At 61.7% G+C, this 20,812-nt stretch carries 19 protein-coding genes and 2 tRNA genes; 10 read left to right on the top strand and 11 right to left on the bottom strand.

The window, feature by feature from the left end; all coding sequences use genetic code 11:
- The first annotated feature begins 130 nt into the window (after positions 1 to 130).
- Positions 131 to 553, top strand: a complete 423-nt coding sequence (locus GTP44_RS09680; RefSeq protein WP_161019265.1) for a CBS domain-containing protein — start codon at positions 131 to 133, stop codon at positions 551 to 553.
- 44 nt (positions 554 to 597) lie between these two features.
- Here the strand turns inward: GTP44_RS09680 and GTP44_RS09675 are convergent, their stop codons facing one another.
- Positions 598 to 1,251, bottom strand: coding sequence for a hydrolase (locus GTP44_RS09675; protein ID WP_161019264.1), 654 nt, complete (start codon positions 1,249 to 1,251; stop codon positions 598 to 600).
- 204 nt (positions 1,252 to 1,455) lie between these two features.
- On the opposite strand from GTP44_RS09675, the gene udk reads away from it, so the two are divergent.
- Positions 1,456 to 2,097 (top strand): uridine kinase, encoded by a 642-nt coding sequence (udk, locus tag GTP44_RS09670; protein ID WP_160991002.1) that lies wholly within the window; start codon positions 1,456 to 1,458, stop codon positions 2,095 to 2,097.
- A 263-nt stretch (positions 2,098 to 2,360) separates the two neighbouring features.
- On the opposite strand, the gene GTP44_RS09665 is transcribed toward udk, so the two are convergent.
- The 3 genes from GTP44_RS09665 to acs all read right to left on the bottom strand — a co-directional run bounded on the left by GTP44_RS09665 (position 2,361) and on the right by acs (position 6,839).
- Positions 2,361 to 4,088 (bottom strand): methyl-accepting chemotaxis protein, encoded by a 1,728-nt coding sequence (locus tag GTP44_RS09665; RefSeq protein ID WP_161019263.1) that lies wholly within the window; start codon positions 4,086 to 4,088, stop codon positions 2,361 to 2,363.
- A 530-nt stretch (positions 4,089 to 4,618) separates the two neighbouring features.
- Positions 4,619 to 4,708: transfer RNA gene (locus GTP44_RS09660), tRNA-Ser, on the bottom strand.
- Between the two features lie 145 nt (positions 4,709 to 4,853).
- A complete protein-coding gene (gene acs / locus GTP44_RS09655; protein ID WP_161019262.1) occupies positions 4,854 to 6,839 on the bottom strand; it encodes an acetate--CoA ligase in 1,986 nt (661 codons plus the stop codon).
- Positions 6,840 to 7,044: 205 nt separating this feature from the next.
- Between acs and GTP44_RS09650 the strand changes: the two genes are divergently transcribed.
- The 5 genes from GTP44_RS09650 to GTP44_RS09630 all read left to right on the top strand — a co-directional run bounded on the left by GTP44_RS09650 (position 7,045) and on the right by GTP44_RS09630 (position 10,861).
- A complete protein-coding gene (locus GTP44_RS09650) occupies positions 7,045 to 7,641 on the top strand; it encodes a TIGR00645 family protein (protein WP_161019261.1) in 597 nt (198 codons plus the stop codon).
- 23 nt (positions 7,642 to 7,664) lie between these two features.
- Positions 7,665 to 9,194 carry a fumarate hydratase gene (locus GTP44_RS09645; RefSeq protein WP_160990998.1) on the top strand — a complete coding sequence of 510 codons (1,530 nt, stop codon included), beginning with the start codon at positions 7,665 to 7,667 and terminating at the stop codon, positions 9,192 to 9,194.
- Positions 9,194 to 10,024 carry a glutamate racemase gene (murI, locus tag GTP44_RS09640; protein WP_161019260.1) on the top strand — a complete coding sequence of 277 codons (831 nt, stop codon included), beginning with the start codon at positions 9,194 to 9,196 and terminating at the stop codon, positions 10,022 to 10,024. The genes GTP44_RS09645 and murI overlap by 1 nt, the downstream gene beginning before the upstream one ends.
- Before the next feature lie 108 nt (positions 10,025 to 10,132).
- Positions 10,133 to 10,208, top strand: a tRNA-His gene (locus tag GTP44_RS09635).
- Positions 10,209 to 10,414: 206 nt separating this feature from the next.
- A complete protein-coding gene (locus tag GTP44_RS09630; RefSeq protein WP_161019259.1) occupies positions 10,415 to 10,861 on the top strand; it encodes a hypothetical protein in 447 nt (148 codons plus the stop codon).
- On the opposite strand, the gene GTP44_RS09625 is transcribed toward GTP44_RS09630, so the two are convergent.
- Entirely contained in the window at positions 10,858 to 11,265 is a 408-nt protein-coding gene (locus GTP44_RS09625) for a response regulator (protein WP_160990996.1), read from the bottom strand. The two genes, GTP44_RS09630 and GTP44_RS09625, sit on opposite strands and share 4 nt — an antisense overlap.
- 199 nt (positions 11,266 to 11,464) lie before the next feature.
- Between GTP44_RS09625 and GTP44_RS09620 the strand changes: the two genes are divergently transcribed.
- Entirely contained in the window at positions 11,465 to 11,914 is a 450-nt protein-coding gene (locus tag GTP44_RS09620) for a hypothetical protein (RefSeq protein ID WP_160990995.1), read from the top strand.
- A 343-nt stretch (positions 11,915 to 12,257) separates the two neighbouring features.
- Here GTP44_RS09620 and GTP44_RS09615 read toward each other — a convergent pair whose 3' ends face one another.
- The 5 genes from GTP44_RS09615 to dusA form a co-directional block, all read right to left on the bottom strand.
- The gene (locus GTP44_RS09615; RefSeq protein ID WP_161019258.1) at positions 12,258 to 12,668 is read right to left on the bottom strand and encodes a hypothetical protein; all 411 of its coding nucleotides are present in this window, start codon (positions 12,666 to 12,668) and stop codon (positions 12,258 to 12,260) included.
- A 159-nt stretch (positions 12,669 to 12,827) separates the two neighbouring features.
- Positions 12,828 to 13,175: an energy transducer TonB gene (locus GTP44_RS09610; protein ID WP_160990993.1), complete on the bottom strand. Its 348-nt coding sequence runs from the start codon at positions 13,173 to 13,175 to the stop codon at positions 12,828 to 12,830.
- Between the two features lie 68 nt (positions 13,176 to 13,243).
- Entirely contained in the window at positions 13,244 to 13,573 is a 330-nt protein-coding gene (locus GTP44_RS09605) for an energy transducer TonB (RefSeq protein ID WP_160990992.1), read from the bottom strand.
- Positions 13,574 to 13,673: 100 nt separating this feature from the next.
- Positions 13,674 to 15,446, bottom strand: a complete 1,773-nt coding sequence (locus GTP44_RS09600; protein WP_229256517.1) for a methyl-accepting chemotaxis protein — start codon at positions 15,444 to 15,446, stop codon at positions 13,674 to 13,676.
- 338 nt (positions 15,447 to 15,784) lie between these two features.
- Entirely contained in the window at positions 15,785 to 16,810 is a 1,026-nt protein-coding gene (dusA, locus tag GTP44_RS09595) for a tRNA dihydrouridine(20/20a) synthase DusA (RefSeq protein ID WP_161019257.1), read from the bottom strand.
- Between the two features lie 91 nt (positions 16,811 to 16,901).
- Between dusA and GTP44_RS09590 the strand changes: the two genes are divergently transcribed.
- Together GTP44_RS09590 and GTP44_RS09585 are read left to right on the top strand one after the other, a co-directional pair.
- Entirely contained in the window at positions 16,902 to 17,363 is a 462-nt protein-coding gene (locus GTP44_RS09590; protein WP_161019256.1) for a GNAT family N-acetyltransferase, read from the top strand.
- Between the two features lie 60 nt (positions 17,364 to 17,423).
- The gene (locus tag GTP44_RS09585) at positions 17,424 to 18,548 is read left to right on the top strand and encodes an alpha-hydroxy acid oxidase (RefSeq protein ID WP_161019255.1); all 1,125 of its coding nucleotides are present in this window, start codon (positions 17,424 to 17,426) and stop codon (positions 18,546 to 18,548) included.
- An 8-nt stretch (positions 18,549 to 18,556) separates the two neighbouring features.
- Here the strand turns inward: GTP44_RS09585 and GTP44_RS09580 are convergent, their stop codons facing one another.
- The gene (locus tag GTP44_RS09580) at positions 18,557 to 20,797 is read right to left on the bottom strand and encodes a DUF3141 domain-containing protein (protein WP_161019254.1); all 2,241 of its coding nucleotides are present in this window, start codon (positions 20,795 to 20,797) and stop codon (positions 18,557 to 18,559) included.
- Positions 20,798 to 20,812 lie beyond the last annotated feature (15 nt).

Here is a 20,812-nt window from a genome sequence, read left to right as displayed (position 1 = left end):
TCCGGGCAAAATGATTGCGCAAACCTTCAGTTTCCGTTGCGCGCTGCAGCATCGGCTGCCGCCGCGCAGGCTGGTATTGTCGACGGAATCCGTCTAGGATGCAGTCTTCGGAGACCACACACAAAACACTATGCTGGTTAAACACATTATGAGCCGCAACGTGGTGACGGTCGGGCTCGACGACACGCTGGCGCTGGTCAAGGAAATCTTTGATCACAGCAAGTTCCATCACCTGCTGGCGATGGAGCAAGGTGAATTGCTGGGCGTGGTGTCGGACCGCGACCTGTTCAAGGCACTCAGTCCGAACATCGGCACCAGCACCGAAACCTACAAGGACACGGCCACGCTGAACAAGCGGGTGCACCAGATCATGTCGCGCAAGCCAAAGTACCTGCGCGAGGACGCGACGGTGGATGCGGCGATCGCCATGTTCACCGAACACCCGATCTCCTGCATCCCCATCCTCAGCGACGACGACCGCCTGGTGGGCATCCTCAGCTGGCGCGACATCCTGCGCAGCCTGCACAGCCGCCACTCCGACGAAGAATCCTGAACTCCCCAGCCGGGCCGAGTTCAACGGCCCGGCCCTTGGTCGCCTTAATGACCTTCCGAAGCATTAAACATCGACTTCGCGTAGATCAAGCCCAGCCCATAGCCGCCGCCGTTGACAATCGCGGTCGCGACGGTTTCATCATACGTCTCGCCACGCGCCCAGTCGCGCTGCAGTTCCAGCAGATATTGCAGCGAGGTCATTGGACGAGCGCCAGCCTGCACCATGCGTTCAACGGCGCGCTCATGCGCCTCATCCGAGACATCGCCGCTGGCATCGGTGATGACGTAGACTTCAAACCCCTGGTCCAGGGCCGACAGCGCCGGGCCGACGATGCATACCGAGGTCCACAGGCCGGCCAGCACGATCTTGTCCTTGCCGATGGCGTTGACGCGCTCGGCGATACGCGGGTCTTCCCAGGTGTTCATGGTGGTGCGGTCGATCGCCGTTTCGTTCGGGAACACTTCCTTGATCTCGTTGAAGATCGGACCGGAGAACGATTTTTCCGCCACCGTGGTCAGGATGGTCGGCACCTTGAATTCTTTCGCCGCCTTCGATACCAGCGCGACGTTGTTACGCAGCTGGACCGGGTCGATGGACTTGGTGGCAAACGCCATCTGCGACTGGTGATCGATCATGATCAGGGTGTGGTTGCTTGGGTTCAGCAGCGTTTGACCTGGTTTAGCGATTGCGGTTGGCATACTATGTTCTCCTAAGATATTCAAAAATTTCGATTTTGTGTTTAGCGCAGTGTTTCGCGCTGATGGAGTCATTATGCTTGGGGCGTGGCGAAACAAAAAGCGGAAAAATTTATGGCTTATTATCGAAATTTTCGAATATCCGGTTTGGCGCTGAGAACGCCCCCGCTATCTGTCGGTTAGGGCGCGGTTCCGGTATCATTCGGCATGAACAAGATTTCCTCTCAACCGTTTATCATTGGTGTCGCAGGCGGTAGCGGCAGTGGCAAGTCCACCGTATCCCAACAAGTACTGGCCGCGTTTGGCGCGGACATGGTCTCTGTCGTCATGCAGGACGACTACTACTGCGACCAAACCCACCTCAGCCCGGAAGTACGCGCCCAGCAGAATTACGACCACCCGCAGGCATTCGAATGGCCGCTGCTGGTGCAGCACGTGCAGGCCTTGCGCAATGGCGAGGCGATCGAGATGCCCGAGTACGACTTCACGGTCCACAACCGCTCCAACCGCACTATTCCGGTCAAGCCCGCCCCGGTGATCGTGATCGAGGGCCTGTTTGCCTTGTATGACGAGGATTTGCGCGACATGATGTCGCTGAAGATTTTTGTCGATACCGCTTCCGACATCCGCTTCATCCGCCGCATGCAACGCGACATCACCGAACGCGGCCGCTCGGTCGAAAGCGTCGTCAGCCAGTATCTGGAAACCGTGCGCCCGATGCATAAGCAATTCATCGAACCGACCAAGCGCAACGCCGACGTCATCATTCCGCACGGCGCCAACGGCCCGGCGGTCGATATGATTACCACCAAGGTGGCGAGCGTGATCGGCCAGGTGAAGCGGTCCTGACTTTAGCCGTGAGGACTGGGCATGGGCATCACTACCCAGCCCTCGCGGCGGCAGTCAGACGACTCGAAGCGACCAGCCCGAACCTCACATCGTCATTCCCGCGAAGGCGGGAATCCATAGAACGCTTGCAGAGCAAATTAATCAGCGCATCGACTCGGACTTGATCCGCCCCGAATCGCCGAAAATCACTGCCCAGGCCCGCCCTCATGCCTCCCCATCAGTAGCGGCAAAATTCCGGCCGCGCTGATCTGTCATTGCTGGCGTTAAAACTGCTCCCACTCCTCCGCTTCCGCCTGCGCCACCTGTTTCACCGGGGTGGCAGCCACAGGTTTAGCCTTGGCGCTGCTGGCGATACGCCGTGCGGCCGGCTGCGTCACGGTCGGGCGGGCGGCGGGACGCGGTGCTGGCCGGCTGGCCGCCGCCTGCTGCCCCACCTTGAACACGCTGACGACCTCGGACAGCATGGCAGCCTGCTCCTGCATCGAATTGGCGGCAGCCGCCGCCTGTTCGACCAGCGCCGCGTTCTGCTGCGTCACCTCGTCCATTTGCGCGATGGCCGAATTGACTTGCTCGATGCCCATGGTTTGTTCCGCGCTGGCCGAGGAGATCTCGCTCATGATGTCGGTCACGCGGGTGATCGACTGCACGATGTCGGCCATGGTCACGCCGGCGTTATCGACCAGCTTGCTACCTGCGGCCACCTGACTCACGGAGTCTTCGATGAGCACCTTGATTTCCTTGGCCGCCGCCGCCGAGCGTTGCGCCAGGTTGCGCACTTCGGTGGCCACCACGGCAAAGCCCCGCCCTTGCTCGCCGGCACGCGCCGCTTCCACGGCGGCGTTGAGCGCCAGGATATTGGTCTGGAAGGCAATACCATCGATGACGCCGATGATGTCGACGATTTTCTGGGACGACTGGTTGATCGATGCCATCGTATCGACCACCTCGTTCACCACCGCGCCGCCCTTGACCGCCACTTCCGACGCCGACACGGCCAGCTGGTTGGCCTGGCGCGCATTGTCGGCGTTCTGCTTGACCGTGCTGGTCAGCTCTTCCATCGAGGAAGCCGTCTGTTCGAGGGAACTGGCCTGCTCCTCGGTCCGCGCGGACAGATCGAGGTTGCCCGCCGCGATTTGCGAGGAAGCCGTGGCGATGGTATCGGTCCCTCCCCGGACGCGCCCGACGATTTCGGCAAGCTGGTCGCGCATCTGTTTCATCGAGAAAATCAGGCTGCCGCGGTCGCCGGGGCGCAGCACGACGTCCGCCTCCAGGTCGCCATTGGCGATATTTTGCGCCACGGTCATGGCATAAACGGGCTCGCCGCCCAGCTGACCGAGGATGCTGCGGGTAATCAAGAAGCCGGCGACGATGGACGCCAGCACCCCCGCCAGCGAGACGGCGATAATCAACGCCCTGCTGCGCTCATAGCTTTCGTGCGCTTCCCGCGCGGTATCGTCGCTGATTTTGATTTCGTAATCGCGGAATTCGATCAGCGCGTTAATCCATTTATCGAGTGCGGGTCCAGTCTCTTCCATGAGCACATCGGGGCCTTGGGGGTCATTGGCAAACCCCAGCGCGGCTGCTTTTTTCACCAGCGGCAACGCCACCACCTTCAGTTGTGCGATCCGGACCAGGTGGTCGCGTTCCTCCTTGCTGGTGTCCGTATCCTTGTTAAACAGCACTTCAAGGTCGGCAATCGCCTTGTCGTAGGCCACCACGCTCTTGTCGAAGATGTCTTTCTGTACCGTCATCCGGGGCATGTCGCTCAGCACGATCAGGTTACGCATGGCGGATGACGACTTCTGGGCTTCGCCGATCGCCTTCGAAATCTGGTTCGACTCCTGGCCGTTGAAATCGACCGTCGCAATCAGCGAGTCGTTCAGCGAGGACAGCTTGGTGATGCCCATAGCCGCGATCACGACCGAGATGGTCAGCGCGATGCCGAAACCGAGCGCCAACCGGGTTCCGACCTTTAGTGTATGAAACGACATGATTTTCCCTGATTTGAGTAGGACAACAAAATTAATGATGATTTTTATTGACCATATGAAAATTAAAATGCATCGAGGAAATTATACTATTGGTGATAAAACCTGCAACGCCATCTTGTCGATCTGTTTTTACATTGCAACATTTCCACATGACAGTTTCTGATTGGGAACATTTGGCCATGCAGTGGCATGGTGTCACCCGCCCCGTTACTGCCCCGTTATATACAGGCCTTGATCCTTAAGGTTTTGGCCAGCCAAGTTCGGCATCATTGCTGCCCGGCGCAGCGGGCGGACAGTTAAGTGTTTGCGCGCATTAAAAACTGACACGATGGTGGGGAGAAATGGTGCTTTTGGGAATGTTTGCGGGCGCTGCGCGCTGCGCCTCCGGCGCGCCACCGCACTGCGGTGGCAGTTGGACGATTCGGAGCGGCTCGCCCCGGCAGGGGCGATGCCTTCGAATCCCCCTCTCTCCGCCAGGAACACAAATGCAAACAGGCCACCCGAGGGTGGCCTGTTTGCATTTGTGTTCCTGGCGGAGAGAGGGGGATTCGAACCCCCGATAGGTTTGACCCTATACACGCTTTCCAGGCGTGCGACTTCAACCACTCATCCACCTCTCCTGATGTTCCCAAACCTCGGGAAGCGCCGAATTATAGCAAAGATTCCGGACTGCACCAACATTATTTGCCCGTCCATCATCACCTCTGCACGGATTCCGGCTTGCGCCGGAATGACGGGCGGTTAAGACGCTGCCCGACGCGCGGGTTACGACGTCTCTTTCAACTGCTCCAGAATCGCCGGATTCTCCAGCGTCGATACGTCCTGCGTAATGCTTTCGCCTTTGGCCAGCACGCGCAGCAGACGACGCATGATCTTGCCCGAACGCGTCTTCGGCAAATTGTCACCGAAACGGATCTCTTTCGGCTTGGCGATCGGTCCGATCTCCTTTGCCACCCAGTTCCTTAACTCCAGCGCCAGCTTCTTGGCCTCGTCGCCAGTCGGCCGCGCTTGCTTGAGCACGACGAACGCGCAGATCGATTCGCCCGTCGTGTCGTCCGGCTTGCCTACCACCGCCGCCTCCGCCACCAGCGGATTTGCCACCAGCGCCGATTCGATTTCCATCGTGCCCATGCGGTGACCCGATACGTTCAGCACGTCGTCGATCCGGCCGGTGATGGTGAAATAACCCGTGTCCTTGTTGCGGATCGCGCCGTCGCCGGCCAGATACATCTTGCCGCCCAGCTCTTCGGGGAAGTAGGACGTCTTGAAGCGCTCCGGGTTGTTCCAGATGGTGCGGATCATCGATGGCCATGGCCGCTTGACCACCAGGATGCCGCCCTGCCCGTTCGGCACGTCCTGCCCCGACTCGTCCACAATCGCGGTCATGATGCCCGGCAGCGGCAAGGTGCATGAACCCGGTACCATCGGCGTCGCGCCCGGCAGCGGCGTGATCATGTGGCCGCCGGTTTCGGTCTGCCAGAAGGTGTCGACGATCGGGCATTTTTCGCCGCCCACTTGCGTGTAGTACCACATCCACGCTTCCGGATTGATCGGCTCGCCCACGCTGCCCAACAGGCGCAGCGACGACAGGTCGAAGTTCTTCGGGTGGACTTTCGGGTCCACATCGGAGGCCTTGATCAGCGAACGAATCGCCGTCGGCGCGGTGTAGAAGATGCTGACCTTGTGCTTGGCGACGGTTTCCCAGAAGCGCCCGGCGTGCGGGTAGGTCGGGATGCCTTCAAACACCACTTGCGTCGCGCCCACCGCGGTCGGGCCGTAGGCGATGTAGCTGTGACCGGTCACCCAGCCGATGTCGGCGGTGCACCAGTAGACGTCACTCGGCTTGATGTCGAACGACCATTTCATCGTCAGCGCCGCCCACAGCAGGTAGCCGCCGCTGGCGTGCTGCACGCCTTTCGGCGTGCCGGTCGAGCCGCTGGTGTAGAGGATGAACAGCGGGTGTTCCGCTTCCACCCACTCCGGCTCGCAGTCGGCCGACTGGCCGTCGACCAGCTCGTGCAGCCACAGGTCGCGGCCGGCCTTGAAGGCGATGTCGCCGCCGGTGCGCCGGTAGACGATGACGTCCTTGACCGAGTCGCAGCCGCCCAGGCCCAGCGCTTCGTCGACAATGGCTTTCAGCGGCAGGCGTTTGCCGCCGCGTAGTTGTTCGTCGGCGGTGATCACGGCCACGGCGCCGGCGTCGATGATGCGCTCTTGCAGCGATTTGGCCGAGAAGCCGCCAAACACCACCGAGTGGGTGGCGCCGATGCGCGCGCAGGCCTGCATCGCGGCCACGCCTTCCACCGACATCGACATGTAGATGATGACGCGGTCGCCCTTCTTGATGCCGCGCGCTTTCAGGCCGTTGGCGAATTTGCAGACTTTTTCGTGCAGTTGCCGGTAGCTGACATGGGTGGCCGTGCCGTCGTCCGCTTCAAAGATGATGGCGGTCTTGTCGGCGTTGCCGTTCTGTAGGTTGCGGTCGAGGCAGTTGTACGAGACGTTCAGCTTGCCGTCCTCGAACCATTGGTAGAACGGGGCGTTGTCTTCGTTGAGGGTGCGGGTGAAGGGCGTTTGCCAGTCCAGGTGTTCCTTGGCCAGGCGCGCCCAGAAGCCTTCGTAGTCGGCTGCCGCTTCGGCGCACAGCGCGTTGTAGGCGTCCATACCGGCCACCGCCGCCTGTGCCGCGAACGCCGCCGATGGCGCGAAGATACGGGTTTCCTGTGGTCCTTGGGTAGTTGTGCCGCTCATGTTGTCTCCAATGTAGTAATCGTTTGCCATCAACATAAACCTGATCGCTTACTGCGCCCTTACAGCCGGCCTATCCCGGCGGAGGATGGCCTGCCAATTGATTTTACCAATATTTCAATGCAGCCCACCGATGCGGTCGCCCGGCGGCGCGTGTAAAATGTCGGCAGTTTTCTAGTCTGCCTTATTTCCTGGAGTTTTGCCGATAATGACCGAGCCTAAACCTAAGCTGCGCCCTTTGCCCGCTTTTATCTTTATGACCCGCTGGCTGCAGTTGCCGCTGTATCTCGGCTTGATTCTGGCGCAATGCGTGTATGTATTCCATTTCTGGGTCGAGCTGAAAGACCTGATCGGCGCCGCCTTCGGCAACGACGCCGCGCTGCAGCACATCATCCAGGCCGTCGCCGTGCCAAACTCGCCGTTGCCGGAGAAACTCAACGAAACCACCATCATGCTGGTGGTGCTCGGCCTGATCGACGTGGTGATGATTTCCAACCTGCTGGTGATGGTCATCATCGGCGGCTATGAAACCTTCGTCTCGCGCATGAACCTCGACACCCATCCGGACCAACCGGAGTGGCTGTCGCACGTCAACGCCTCGGTGCTCAAGACCAAGCTGGCGATGGCGATCATCGGCATTTCGTCGATCCATCTGCTGAAGACCTTCATCAACGCCGCCTCGTACCCGTCGGAAGTCATCATCGCGCAGACCGCCATTCACGTGGTGTTCCTGCTGTCGGCCATGGCCATCGCCTATACCGACCGCCTGACGACCATCACGCACCACGATTCGAAACACCATTAAGCCCCCCCTCACGCGAGAACATCATGACCATCATAAAGCAAGAAGACCTGATTGAATCCGTTGCCGCCGCACTGCAGTACATCAGCTACTACCACCCGGCTGACTATATCGAGCACCTGGCCCGCGCCTACGAGCACGAGCAAAGCCCGGCGGCGAAAGACGCCATCGCGCAGATCCTGACCAACTCGCGCATGTGCGCCGAGGGCAAGCGTCCGATCTGCCAGGACACCGGCATCGTCAACGTCTTCCTGAAGATCGGCATGGGCGTGCGCTTCGAGGGCTTCACCGGCACCGTCACCGACGCCGTCAACGAGGGCGTGCGCCGCGCCTACAACTACGATGACAACAAGCTGCGCGCCTCGATCGTCGCCGACCCGCATTTCGACCGCAAGAACACCAAGGACAACACGCCGGCCGTGGTCCACATGGAGCTGGTCGAGGGCAACACGGTCGACGTCAAAGTGGCGGCCAAGGGCGGCGGCTCGGAAAACAAGTCGAAGATGATCATGATGAATCCGTCCGATTCGCTGATCGACTGGGTGCTGAAAACCGTGCCGACCATGGGCGCCGGCTGGTGCCCGCCGGGCATGCTGGGCATCGGCATCGGCGGCACCGCCGAGAAGGCCATGCTGATGGCCAAGGAAGTGCTGATGGAAGACATCGACATGTACGAGCTCAAACAGCGCGGTCCGCAGAACAAGCTGGAAGAACTGCGTATCGAACTGTGCGACAAGATCAATGCGCTGGGCATCGGCGCGCAGGGCCTGGGCGGCCTGACCACGGTGCTGGACGTCAAGATCATGATGCACCCGACCCATGCCGCCTCGAAGCCGGTCGCCATGATCCCGAACTGCGCCGCCACCCGCCACGGCCACTTCGTGCTGGACGGCTCGGGCCCGGCCTACATGACGCCGCCACCGCTGTCGACCTGGCCGGACGTGTCGTGGGCGCCGGACACCGAGAAGTCGCAACGCGTCAACCTGGACACGCTGACCAAGGAGGAAGTCGCCTCGTGGAAGCCTGGCCAGACGCTGCTGTTGAACGGCAAGATGCTGACCGGCCGCGACGCCGCGCACAAGCGCATTCAGGACATGCTGGCGCGCGGCGAAGAGCTGCCGGTGGACTTCAAGAACCGCGTCATCTACTACGTCGGCCCGGTCGATCCGGTGCGCGATGAAGTGGTCGGCCCGGCCGGTCCCACCACCGCCACCCGCATGGACAAGTTCACCGACATGATGCTGGAGAAAACCGGTCTGATCGCGATGATCGGCAAGGCCGAGCGCGGCCCGGCGGCGATCGAGTCGATCAAGAAGCACCAGTCGGCTTACCTGATGGCGGTGGGCGGCTCGGCCTACTTGGTGTCGAAAGCCATCAAGGAATCGAAAGTGCTGGGCTTTGCCGACATGGGCATGGAAGCGATCTACGAGTTCAACGTGGTCGATATGCCGGTGACGGTGGCGGTCGATTCGCAGGGCACCTCGGTGCACAACACCGGTCCGGCAGAATGGAAGACGCGCATCGAGCAACTGAACGTGCCTGTCGTGACCGCCTGATGCTCAACGTCCGCCCGCCCGCCGCCCCCATCGGCGTCTTCGATTCCGGCGTGGGCGGACTGTCGGTGCTGCGCCATATCCGCGCGCAGTACCCGAACGAGCATCTGATCTATGTGGCCGACTCCGGCCACGCGCCGTATGGCGACAAGACCGAGGAGTACGTCGTCGAGCGCGCGCTGGCGGTGACCGATTTTTTGCTGTCGCACGGCGCCAAGGCGCTGGTGGTGGCGTGCAATACCGCCACCGTCGCCGCCATCAAGGCGGTGCGCATGCGGTACACCGATCTGCCGGTGGTGGGCGTCGAGCCTGGCCTGAAGCCGGCGGCGGCGGCCTCGCGCAACGGCAAGGTCGGCGTGCTGGCGACGGCGCGCACGCTCAAGGGCGAAAAGTTCCTGCAACTGCGCACGCAGATCAGCGAGGCGACGCGGGCCGAGTTCCTGCTGCAGCCGGCGGTCGGTCTGGTCGATGAAATCGAAAAAGGCGACCTGCGGGCGCCGGCCATAGACGCCATGCTGGAAAAGTATGTAGCGCCGCTGCTGGACCAGGGCGCCGATACGCTGGTGCTCGGCTGCACCCACTACCCTTTCGTCACAGCCGGCATCGAACGCGTGCTGCACACGCACGGGCGCGACGCGGTGACGCTGATCGATACCGGCGACGCCGTGGCGCGCCAGCTGGGCCGCTTGCTGGAGGCGGCCGGCCTGTTGCGGCCGGAGCTGAAACCGGACGCCACGCTGCACGGCTACACCAGCGGCGACCCGGCGGCGTTGCGCCAAGCCTTCAACGATTTGCTCGGTTTGCAGCCCGCCGTGGAAAAGATGGCGGTTTAAGCCAGTGCTCGGGCATCGAAAAGATGCTGAAATTAAATTTGCAGGAATCGGAACAGGCTTGTATAATTCTGGCTCGTTGTTCAGCACTAGCTGGATAACAAAACAGCGGTGGCTGTAGCTCAGTTGGTAGAGTCCAGGATTGTGATTCCTGTTGTCGTGGGTTCGAGCCCCATCAGCCACCCCAAGAATTAAGTGAAAAGCCCAGTCTCCGGACTGGGCTTTTTGCGTTTCAGCCACCTTGTTGATGCACCTCCATCCAACCTGGCGCGACAGCCGTTACGCTGTCTCGATCATAATGAGGAGACCGCCATGCCACATAGGAGCTTGCTTGACAACGAATCAAAGCGGCCAGATGATGACCCAGTTCCGTCAAGAATAGAGGCTGTGACCATGAACCAGCTCATCACAGCGGTTGAGATCATCAAATCCAACTACGCCACCAAGGAAGATCTCGCCGGCATCAAGGAAGACCAGGCCGTGATCAAGAGTAATTACGCCACCAAGGAAGATCTCTCCAGCGTCAAGGAAGATCTGGCCGTGATCAAGAATAATTACACCACAAAAGAAGAACTCGCTACCGTCAAGGCAGACCTGGATATAATCAAGAGCAATTACGCTACGAAAGAAGAACTCGCCACCCTGAGTGGCAAGGTCGACGTCCTCGCCAGCAATCAGCAAGCCTTGCAAGCCAACTTGCTGGCCTTCCAGGCCCACGCCGTGGAGAACTTCGTCACCAAGGCAGAACTTTCCGACGCCGTGTACCAGCTCACGTGGCGCATGGCGGGCTTCGCTGTCGCCAGCGTCAGCGCCACTGCGGCATTTGTGCGTTATCTCTAAATCCTGGCGGCGGCACGCTGGGCTTTGACTTGGGCGCCGATTTTATTCAGCGCGTCCATCACGGTACCGGGATTGAAGGGTTTGACGATGTAGCCTTTGGCGCCGTTGCGCAGCGCGTGCTCCACGGTGCGGCGATCGGTGCTGGCCGTCACCATCAGTACCGACGTCTTCGGATACTTTTCGCTGATCCAGTTCAACAGTTCCAGGCCATCGCCACCGGGCATCACCACATCCAGACAGACGATGTCGACCTGCAGCGAACGTAGCCGGGTGCGCGCCGCCTCGGCGGTGCCGGCGTCGCCCACCACATCGTATGCATCGCCCTGAATGATCGCCCGCAACAGACCGCGAGTCATTTCATTGTCGTCGATGATGAAGACGCTCAATCCCTGATGCAATGACATACCCTCCTCCGCTAACTATCATCCTGGCAACTATACCGCAGTCTCCTTACAGTTATGTAAGTATGCAACATTTCGTCTACATTAATTGCCCATCGGAACTACATTACCGCTACAATAGAACGCTCGTTTGCATTCCAATGCAAAGCGTTCCAATGCAAAGCGTTCCAGCCCAGCTTATCCCCTAACCCCGCATAAGTCCATGTCACAAGAAAAACCGATTATTGAAGTCACCACGTATAGCAAAGATACGCCCATCGGCCGCCCGGACATCGATGGCCGTGCCGGCGTGTTCGTTCCCTCGGAGACGTTTGACGCCGGCGGCAACGCCACCATCCGCATGGGGGCGGGGATTGTCGGCTACGGCAACCCGGATGGCACGCTGACCATCTACTTTGAAAGCAACCGCTTCGATGAAAGCAGTCTGCACAAGTGGGAAAACAAGGCCCGCAAGGCCTATGACCGCATGGTGATGGGCGCGCCCACCGTGTCCAAAGCCAAGATGAACGCCAGCATGCTGGAGCAGGTCGGCATCATCGACGGCATGGGCATCCACCTGAAACAGCCGGATCGTTTGCAGCAATGGCTGGAACGCTCCAACGCGCTGGACACCGCGCCGGCCAACCCGGTCACGCTGTGGAAAACCAAGTAAAAGTTGGCGAAAAGATAGAGATGAGCTGTTGTCCTACATATCGGCGGACAGTTGGCTGATGCCGCAGGCACCGGGCCTGCATTATTCTGGACGCATCACATCTCTTTTCAGGAGGCCGTCATGGCACGCTATATCAACGTCGCAGTAGGCGCTTTGCTGATTATGCTGGCTGGCGCCTCGACCTATGAACTGTGTTCGGAGAACGTACTGAGCAAGGCTTCAATCTACACGCTGCGCTAACCTGCCGCAACGTCGTCCCGGCGCAGGCCGGGCCCCATACTGAAGTTGAGCGGCATGCGCTCTATGGATTCCCGCCTGCGCGGGAATGACGAAGTTTTCAGCCTTAACGGTGACGATAGCCGCCGCGTCCACCCCAACGGCCGCCGCCGCAGCACCAGCGGCTATAGGAAAATCCCAGGCTTAAAGACACCGGCGGGTAGTAATACGGCGAGTAATACACGGGCGCAGGCTGGTAGTAGACCGGAGCCGGCTGGTAATACACGGGCGCGCTGACGTAGGTGGTGGTCGAGGTGCTGTAAACCGGCTCGGTGCTATACACCACACGCGACTGCGACTGTGGCGGCAACTCCTCGGTCCAGGTACCGGACTGCACGGTCGATCCCGCCGGCAGCACCTCGACGGTATGCCATTGATAAGGGTCGTGCGCGCGTGGGGCGGCGGTGTAGTACGGCCGCTGCGTGGCGCAGCCGGTGAGTGCCGCCAGCGCGGCAATGGCGACAACGATAGTTTTCATGACGGTTCTCCTCATACGAGATCGTACTATATAAGGAAGCGCGGCGCCGTTCGCGCGCCATTACAGTTTATTACACTCGCAATACCCGCGAAAAATACACGCGAAAAAAAAGGAACCGCGACACGGTTCCTTTTTTTGTTCCGGCACGCGCGGACCAGATCAGTCCAGCTTCCAGGCGTAGTCCACTTTGGTCCAGGTTTCGGCCGGCGCGCCATCCTTGGTGCCCGGCTTGAATTTGCAGGCGCTCAGCGCCTTGATGGCGGCCTTGTCCAGATTCTTGAAGCCGCTGCTTTTATCGACTTTCGAATCGGCCACGCTGCCATCGACCTTCACCAGGAAGGACATCGAGACCGTGCCCTGCTCTTCATTCATCAGGGACGCTTTCGGATATTCGGCCTTGCAGGTTTTCGCATCAAACGCCGCTGGCACCTCGGCGGCAAACGCTACCGGCGCAGCCGACACCAACACCGCCGCCATCACACTCAACCAACGCTTATTTTTAGACATCTGATTTCCCCAAAGTGGTATGCATCACGCGTGCAGGCCATGCCCATGCATGGCCCGTTTGAGACGAATTACAGCTTCCAGCTATAGTCGACCTTGGTCCAGGTCTGGGCCACGGCGCCGTCCTTGGAGCCGGGCTTGAACTTGCAGGCGCTCAGCGCTTTCAGGGCTGCCTTGTCCAGGTTTTTGTAGCCACTCGATTTTTCCACTTTGGAGTCCACCACGCTGCCGTCGGTGCCGACCAGGAAGGCCATGGTCACGTCGCCTTGCTCTTCGTTCATCAGCGAGGCTTTCGGATATTCCGCCTTGCAGTTCTTGTCGTTCAGCGAGGCAGGCACTTCAGCGGCGAACGCCGAGGTGGCGGCGGACAGCAGGACAGCGGCGATTACAGATTTGTTCATTATGCGATTTCCCAACAATTTGTTTTTAGGTACTGGTTAAACGAACTCCACAGCGGGCCATGGGTCCACAAGGGCGGACGGCAGACTGCGGCAAAGATTTTTAGAACTCTTCCCACTCGTCGCTGGCGGCGGTGCTGGCTGCTGCCGTGGCGACTTTCTTCGGTTTGGCTGCGGGTGCGGGTGCTGGCGTGGCTTTCACCGCCAGTTTCTTCACCGGAGCGCGGGCGGCGGCGATCGGTTTGATCGGTTTGACCACTGCCACCTTGGCGGCTGGCGCCGGCGCGGCCACTACCGCGGCGCGCTCCTCACCTTCCACCAGCTTGAAGATGCTGACCACGCGAGCCAACTCGCCAGCCTGATCTTGCAAGCTTTGTGCTGCGGCGGCGGCTTCTTCCACCAGCGCGGCATTCTGTTGGGTCATGCTGTCCATCTCGATGATGGACTGGTTGACCTGGGCAATACCAGCGCTCTGTTCCTGGCTGGCGTTGGCGATTTCACTCATGATGTCGGTCACGCGGCGCACCGAGGTGACCACCTCGTCCATCGTCACACCGGCCTGGCCGACCAGCTTGGTGCCGGCGCCGACCTTCTCGACCGAGTCATCGATCAGGACCTTGATTTCCTTGGCCGCCGCGGCGCTGCGCTGCGCCAGGTTGCGCACTTCCGACGCCACCACCGCGAAACCGCGGCCTTGCTCACCGGCGCGGGCCGCTTCCACGGCGGCGTTCAGCGCCAGGATGTTGGTCTGGAAGGCGATCCCATCGATAACGCCGATGATGTCGACAATCTTCTTGGCCGACGCGTCGATCGAGCTCATGGTGTCGACCACTTCCGACACCACCTGGCCGCCCTTGACCGCCACATCCGATGCGACCGAGGCCAGCTGGTTGGCTTCACGGGCGTTGTCGGCGTTCTGTTTCACTGTCGAGGTCAGTTCGTCCATGGCCGACGCGGTTTTCTCCAGCGACGACGCCTGCATTTCGGTACGCGACGACAGATCGACGTTGCCGGCGGCGATTTCACGCGAGGCGGTGCCGATGGTCTCGGTGCCGGTGCGCACCTGGCTGACGATGTCACGCAGGCTGTTGCGCATCTCACGCATCTCGACCACCAGGCTGTTCTTGTCGGCGCCGGTGGTGTTGATCGAGATCGACAGGTCGCCGCCGGCGATCGCACCAGCGATCGAGGCGGTGTAGTCCGGTTCGCCGCCCAGCTGTTTCTGCAGGCTGCGGGTGATCACCAGGGCCGCGGCCACCGAAATAGCGACCGCCAGCAGCCCCATGGCAATCATGAAGGTGCGCGCGCTGGCGAAGCCGCTGGCGGCATCCACCTGCATCTGCGCGTTCATCTTGTCTTCCAGCTCGCCCAGTTGCTCCAGCGCGGCCATCCATTTTTTCTGCGCCGGGCGGATTTCCTTCACCAGCACGCGGGTGGCCTCTTCCGGCTTGGCCGCCAGCCACAGCTCCGATGCCTTGGCGATGGCCGGCATCGCCTGCGCCTCGCCTTCCTTGACGGCGGCCAGCAGCGTCTTCTCTTCGGGCGTGGCTTCGACCGCGAACTGCGCGCTCAACTTGTCCTGGAATTCAGCGTACTTGGTGGCCAGCTCCTTGTTGCGCTTCATGTCCGTTTCCATGTCGGCCGGATCGGCGATCAGGGTCAGCACGCGCAGCGAGTTGACGCGCTCGGAAACGTTGTTGCGCATGTCCACCACCAGGCGGGACACGACGTTGTTCACGCTGATCACGTGATCCAGACGATCCTGAATCTGCGCCATGCGCACGATGCCGACCGCGGTGACGGCAATCAGGAATAACAGCACCAGGGCGAATCCGAGGCCCAGACGCGTACCGACCTTCATTTTTGCTAAATTCATTTCGTCTTCTTCTTAAGTAACACCGTTAATAGAAGTTGCCTTGGACCGCGTCATTTTTTAGGATGCCGCCCAAACAAAACCCTTGCTGCAAAGTAATAAGTCATGACAGTAGCAAACAATGACTGCGAATGCAAAAGATGTCGCTCCACCGGCAACTTGCATGTAGCTTTTTTGACTCGCAATACACCACGAAAGTCGGTGGATATGTGTGTATATTCAGGAATTATAGATGTAAATTTTGCCTCAGAGCAAGCAATTACTGCCCGGAAAATACGCAAACGAACTTTCTGTGTGGAAATGCCACCACAGCCAATGAAAGTTAGCTAAGATAGGTATTTCTACGTAGTAACACGCAGTCGGGCGGCGGCTTCGAGAAGCAGCAAAGCGTCGCCGTTGGCGAGCTTTTTGGAGTCGGACAGGGTCTGGCGGAAGGCGCGCGCGCCGGGCAGGCCGGTCATGATGCCGAGCATATGGCGGGTGATGGAATTGAGCTTCAGGCCGAGCGGGCCGTACTGGGCCAGTTGGGCCTGGATGTAGGGCACCATGGCTTCCAGCACCTGTTCGCGGGTCTTCGGCGCGCGGCTGTCGCCGTAATAGCGCTGGTCGAAGGTGGCCATGACGAACGGATTGTGATAGGCCTCGCGGCCGAGCATCACACCGTCCAGGTGCCGCAGGTGTTCATCGATCTCGGCCTCGGTCTTGATGCCGCCGTTGATGATGATTTCGAAGTCAGGGAAGTCGCGCTTGAGCTGGTAAGCGTAGTCATACTTGAGCGGCGGGATCTCGCGGTTTTCCTTCGGCGACAGGCCCTTGAGGATGGCGTTGCGGGCGTGGACGATGAAGGTCTTGCAGCCGGCCTCGGCCACTTTGCCGACGAAGTCGCGGACGAAGTCATAGCTTTGCACATCATCGATGCCGATGCGGTGCTTGACGGTAACGTCGATCGACACCGCGTCGCGCATCGCTTTCACGCAGTCGGCCACCAGTTGCGGCTCGGCCATCAGACAGGCGCCGAAAGCGCCCTTCTGCACCCGCTCGGACGGGCAACCGCAGTTGAGGTTGATCTCGTCGTAGCCCCACTTCTCGCCCAGCTTGGCGCTGGTGGCCAGGTCGGCCGGATCGCTGCCGCCCAGTTGCAGCGCGACCGGGTGCTCCTCCTCGTTGAAGCGCAGATGACGCTCGACGTCGCCATAGACCAGCGCGCCGGTGGTCACCATCTCGGTGTACAGCCAGGTGTGCTTGCTGATGTGGCGGTGGAACACGCGGCAGTGGCGGTCGGTCCAATCCATCATCGGCGCGACGGACAGGCGGCGGCTCGGCACGACAGGTGCCTGGTCGGCGGTCGGCTGGTCGGTGATGGTCATGGGGGCCACTACGGGAATCGGAAAAGGGTCGACATTATAGCGCAAAAGCCGGCCTGGCCCGACTGGCCGGGCCAGGCCTATAATGCCTGCCATGATGATCACTTTTGAAACGCCAGACCAGCCCGACGTGCACACGCTGATCGCCGAGCTGGACGACTATCTGTACGCCCTCTACCCGGCCGAGTCGGTCTACGCGCTGGACATCCATTCGCTGCTGGCGCCCAACGTCCGCTTTGCCGTGGCGCGCGATGGCGACGGCGCCGCCATCGGCTGCGCCGCCGTGCTGCTGACGCCGGAGTATGGCGAGATTAAGCGCATGTACGTACGCCCCGCCGCGCGCGGCACCGGCGCCGCCGGCCGGCTGCTCCAGTTGCTGGAACAGGCCGCCGCCAGCGCCGGCTGCGCGGACATGGTGCTGGAGGCGGGGCCATCGCAGCCGGAAGCGCTGGCCTTTTACGCCCGCATCGGCTTCCGGCAATGCGGTCCTTACGGCGCTTATCCGGACGATCCGTACAGCGTGTTCATGCGCAAGCCGCTGGGGAAAATCGCTTAACGATGGAAAAACGGGGCGGCGGGCTATACTCAAAATCCCGCAGCCTTCCATTGATCGACTATGTCCGCCCCCACCCTCTCGCCGCCACTCAATGCCATCCCCGCCGACATCCGCAACGCCCAGGACTACGCCGCGCTGGCGCCGCATTTCCTGCCGCCATCGCACCTCGCCTACATCAGTGGCGGCAGCGGTTACGGACACAGCGTGGCGGCCAACGCGACGGCGTTCGGGCAGTGGGCCATCACCCCGCGCCTGCTGCGCGATGTCGGCCACGGCCACACGCGCATCACGCTGGCCGGCGAGGCGTATGCCCATCCGCTGTTCCTGGCGCCGGTCGGCTTTCACAAGCTGGCCCACGCCAACGGCGAGCTCGACTCCGCGTGCGCCGCCGACGCCACCGACACCTGCATGATCGCCAGCACCCAATCGACCTTCCCGCTGGAAGAAGCCGTCGCGCAACAACGCTGGTTCCAACTCTACCTGCTGCCGCGCCGCGACGACACGCTGCATCTGCTGCGCCGCGCCGAAGCGGCCGGCTACCGCGCCATCGTGCTGACGCTCGACGCGCCGATCCAGGTGGTCAACCGCCGCGCCCAGGCGGCGCAGTTCCAGATGCCGGCCGGCTGTGTCAACGTCAACCTGCGCGGCTACGACACCACACCGCGCTTCGCCGGCAACGGTCCCGGCGAAAGCCGCTTCTTCCAGGGCGCGATGCGCGGCGCGCCCAGCTGGGATGATATCCGCTGGATCATGCGCGAAACCAAACTGCCGGTGTGGGTCAAAGGCGTGCTGCACCCGGATGACGCGGTGGCGCTGCGCGACGCGGGTGTGAGCGGCATCGCCGTCTCCAACCACGGCGGCCGCAGCCTCGACGGCGCGCCTTCGGGACTGGATGTGCTGCCCGCCGTGCGCGCCGCCGTGGGCGCGGATTTTCCGCTGATGTATGACGGTGGCATCCTCTCCGGCAGCGATGCCTTCAAGGCGCTGGCCCTGGGCGCCAACGCGGTGGCAATCGGCCGCCTGCAACTGTATGCGCTGAGCGTGGCCGGCGCGCTGGGCGTGGCGCACATGCTCAAGCTGCTGCGCGAGGAACTGGAAATCTGCATGGCGATGGCCGGCTGCGCCACCGTCGGCGAGATCAACGGCGGCGCGCTGCTCCGGCAGACGCGCCGCGACGCCGCTTAAGCGTCTTCTTATGCGTCCTTCTTCTTGCGCACCACCGCCAGCTTCGGCGCCGGCGGTGCGAAGATGGCCGCCACGCGCTCCAGCCGCGTCGCCGCCTCGCCGCTCAGCGTGCCGGCGGCGCCCGCCACCTGGCGCACGATGCCCAGCGCGGCGGCGCGGCTTTCCGGCTCGTCCGGCAGCAGCAGCGGCAGATCGCTCAGCGCCGCCGCCTCGTTCACCTGCAGAATCAGATACTGCTCGCGCAGAATCTTCTTCAGCAGCGTCACGCTCATCTCCTGATCGTCCGAGGTGCGCAGACGCAGCTGACGCATCGCCGCGAAGGCGCGCTCATCGGCCGCGCTCATCTCCGGGCTGCGGAAGATGTACAGCAGCGCACGGATAATCCCCTCCGTCACGCCGCCCTCCTTGGTGCGCAGCGCCGCCGCCGCGCGGTTGGCGCTGGTCGCCGCCTCACGCGCGATATCGCGGCCGATGCGGCGCGGCTTGCCACCGTCCGTGCTCAAGCCCACCAGGGCCTGCAGCAACGGCGAACCGTACACGCCGAGGAAGAAATTCTCGGTGGCCTGGTCGCGCATGTCGCGATAGCGGTCGAGACCGTCAACGATCTGCTTGGCCCAGGCCTCCTGCATTTGCAGGAAGAGGTTGTCCTTGGCGACCGGCTTGCGCTGCGCGCGCACCTTCTCGGCCAGTGCAGGAATGCCGTTCAACAGCGGATTTTTGCTGGAGAACGCGGTGTACCGCAGGCGCAGCGGATGCGCCTCGCGCAGCTTCTCGGCGGTGGCGTCGGTCACCAGCGATTTGACCAGCGGGCTGGCGAAGGTCTGGTACAGGCCCTTGTTGATTTCCGACACCCGCGCCACCGTGGCGAAGCGGCGCTCGTCGGCGACATCGTTGCCGCCCAGCGCGCGCAGCGCGTCCAGGTTGCGACGCTCGAAGCGCATCACGTAGTCGCCGGCGGCGAGGTCGCCGGAAGCGATCTCGGCTTGCAGCATTTCCTCGTCCTTGTCGAGGAACACCGCTTCGTACAGGCCCGGCGGCATGATGTCGATCATGTCCATCGCCGCCGTGAATTCCTCGTGCTCCTTGTTGGCCACCGAGGCCGAGACAAAGATGCCCAGGTGGCCGATGCTCTGGTGCATGGAATAGATGATGGTCTGGCCGCCAGCCACCAGCGCCGCGTCGTCCTCGTACAGGTCGAGCACCCAGCCCAGCGCCTGCTGTGGCGGCGTGATGTCGTCGCCCCACGAGCAGAACACCACGATCGGCGACTTCACATTGCGCAGGTCGATGCGGTGGCCGTCGCTGTCGAGCAGCGCCGCGTCGCTCAGGCGGTTGCCGACGAACAGCGAATCGGCGATGTACTGCATCTCGCCGGCGTTCAGCAGCACCGGATTGCCCCACCATTTTTCAAAGTCGAGGAAGCGCTGCGCTTCGGTATCGATCTTCGAATAGACGTTGTAGTTCTTGGTGAACAGCGTATTCGACGGATTCATCTTTTCGAAATTTTCGACCAGCGAGGCGCCGTCGAAAATACCGTTGCCGAGGTCGCCCGCCAGCGCGGTCATCCAGGTGCCACCCAGCACGCCGCCGAGGTAGCGTAGCGGATTCTTGCCGCGCACGCCGGCCCAGTAAGACAACGGCGCGCCGGCCAGCACCAGCGGCCCCACCAGGTCCGGATTGAGCGCGCTGGTCATCATGATCTGCCAGCCGGCCTGGCAATTGCCAATCAGCGCCGGCTTGCCGTCGGCCTGCGGATGCAACTCGGCCACCTTGGCGATGAACCTGGCTTCGGCGCGGCACACGTCCTCGATGGTCTGGCCGGGTATCGGATGCGGCGTGAAGCCGACGAAATAACAGGGGTGGCCGGCCTTGAGCACCACGCCGATCTCGCTGTCGTGCTTCATGCCGCCGATGCCGGGCCCATGACCGGCGCGCGGATCGAACACGATGAACGGTCGCTTGGTCGGGTCCGGCTGTATGCCGTCCGGCTGCAGGATGTGCAGCAGGCCGTAGTTGACGGGACGGTCGAGGTGACGGCCATCCATCACCACCTCGAATTCAAACGTCAGCACGTGCGGCGCGGTCTGCTCAGCGCGATGGTTGCGCTCGTCGCCACGTTGGCGCAGCACGTCCATGAACAGGACGCTGCGCTGGACCGCATCGACCCAGTAATCGGTCGCCTGCTGGGCCAGGTTAAGGGGATGGCCGGGCCAGGTGTTCAGCCAGGAATGGTGCTTGTCGTCGCTCAAGGTCTGCCTCCATGC

Source organism: Duganella lactea, assembly GCF_009857505.1.
In the GTDB taxonomy this organism is placed as follows: Bacteria; Pseudomonadota; Gammaproteobacteria; order Burkholderiales; family Burkholderiaceae_D; genus Rugamonas; species Rugamonas lactea.
Note: the sequence above shows the minus strand (reverse complement) of the source record. Positions and strands in the feature narration are given on the sequence as shown.

Coding starts and splice junctions, on each gene's coding strand:
- GTP44_RS09680 (WP_161019265.1), top strand. CDS start 131: ATGCTGGTTAAACACATTATGAGCCGCAACGTGGTGACGGTCGGGCTC.
- GTP44_RS09675 (WP_161019264.1), bottom strand. CDS start 1,251: ATGCCAACCGCAATCGCTAAACCAGGTCAAACGCTGCTGAACCCAAGC.
- udk (WP_160991002.1), top strand. CDS start 1,456: ATGAACAAGATTTCCTCTCAACCGTTTATCATTGGTGTCGCAGGCGGT.
- GTP44_RS09665 (WP_161019263.1), bottom strand. CDS start 4,088: ATGTCGTTTCATACACTAAAGGTCGGAACCCGGTTGGCGCTCGGTTTC.
- acs (WP_161019262.1), bottom strand. CDS start 6,839: ATGAGCGGCACAACTACCCAAGGACCACAGGAAACCCGTATCTTCGCG.
- GTP44_RS09650 (WP_161019261.1), top strand. CDS start 7,045: ATGACCGAGCCTAAACCTAAGCTGCGCCCTTTGCCCGCTTTTATCTTT.
- GTP44_RS09645 (WP_160990998.1), top strand. CDS start 7,665: ATGACCATCATAAAGCAAGAAGACCTGATTGAATCCGTTGCCGCCGCA.
- murI (WP_161019260.1), top strand. CDS start 9,194: ATGCTCAACGTCCGCCCGCCCGCCGCCCCCATCGGCGTCTTCGATTCC.
- GTP44_RS09630 (WP_161019259.1), top strand. CDS start 10,415: ATGAACCAGCTCATCACAGCGGTTGAGATCATCAAATCCAACTACGCC.
- GTP44_RS09625 (WP_160990996.1), bottom strand. CDS start 11,265: ATGTCATTGCATCAGGGATTGAGCGTCTTCATCATCGACGACAATGAA.
- GTP44_RS09620 (WP_160990995.1), top strand. CDS start 11,465: ATGTCACAAGAAAAACCGATTATTGAAGTCACCACGTATAGCAAAGAT.
- GTP44_RS09615 (WP_161019258.1), bottom strand. CDS start 12,668: ATGAAAACTATCGTTGTCGCCATTGCCGCGCTGGCGGCACTCACCGGC.
- GTP44_RS09610 (WP_160990993.1), bottom strand. CDS start 13,175: ATGTCTAAAAATAAGCGTTGGTTGAGTGTGATGGCGGCGGTGTTGGTG.
- GTP44_RS09605 (WP_160990992.1), bottom strand. CDS start 13,573: ATGAACAAATCTGTAATCGCCGCTGTCCTGCTGTCCGCCGCCACCTCG.
- GTP44_RS09600 (WP_229256517.1), bottom strand. CDS start 15,446: ATGAATTTAGCAAAAATGAAGGTCGGTACGCGTCTGGGCCTCGGATTC.
- dusA (WP_161019257.1), bottom strand. CDS start 16,810: ATGACCATCACCGACCAGCCGACCGCCGACCAGGCACCTGTCGTGCCG.
- GTP44_RS09590 (WP_161019256.1), top strand. CDS start 16,902: ATGATGATCACTTTTGAAACGCCAGACCAGCCCGACGTGCACACGCTG.
- GTP44_RS09585 (WP_161019255.1), top strand. CDS start 17,424: ATGTCCGCCCCCACCCTCTCGCCGCCACTCAATGCCATCCCCGCCGAC.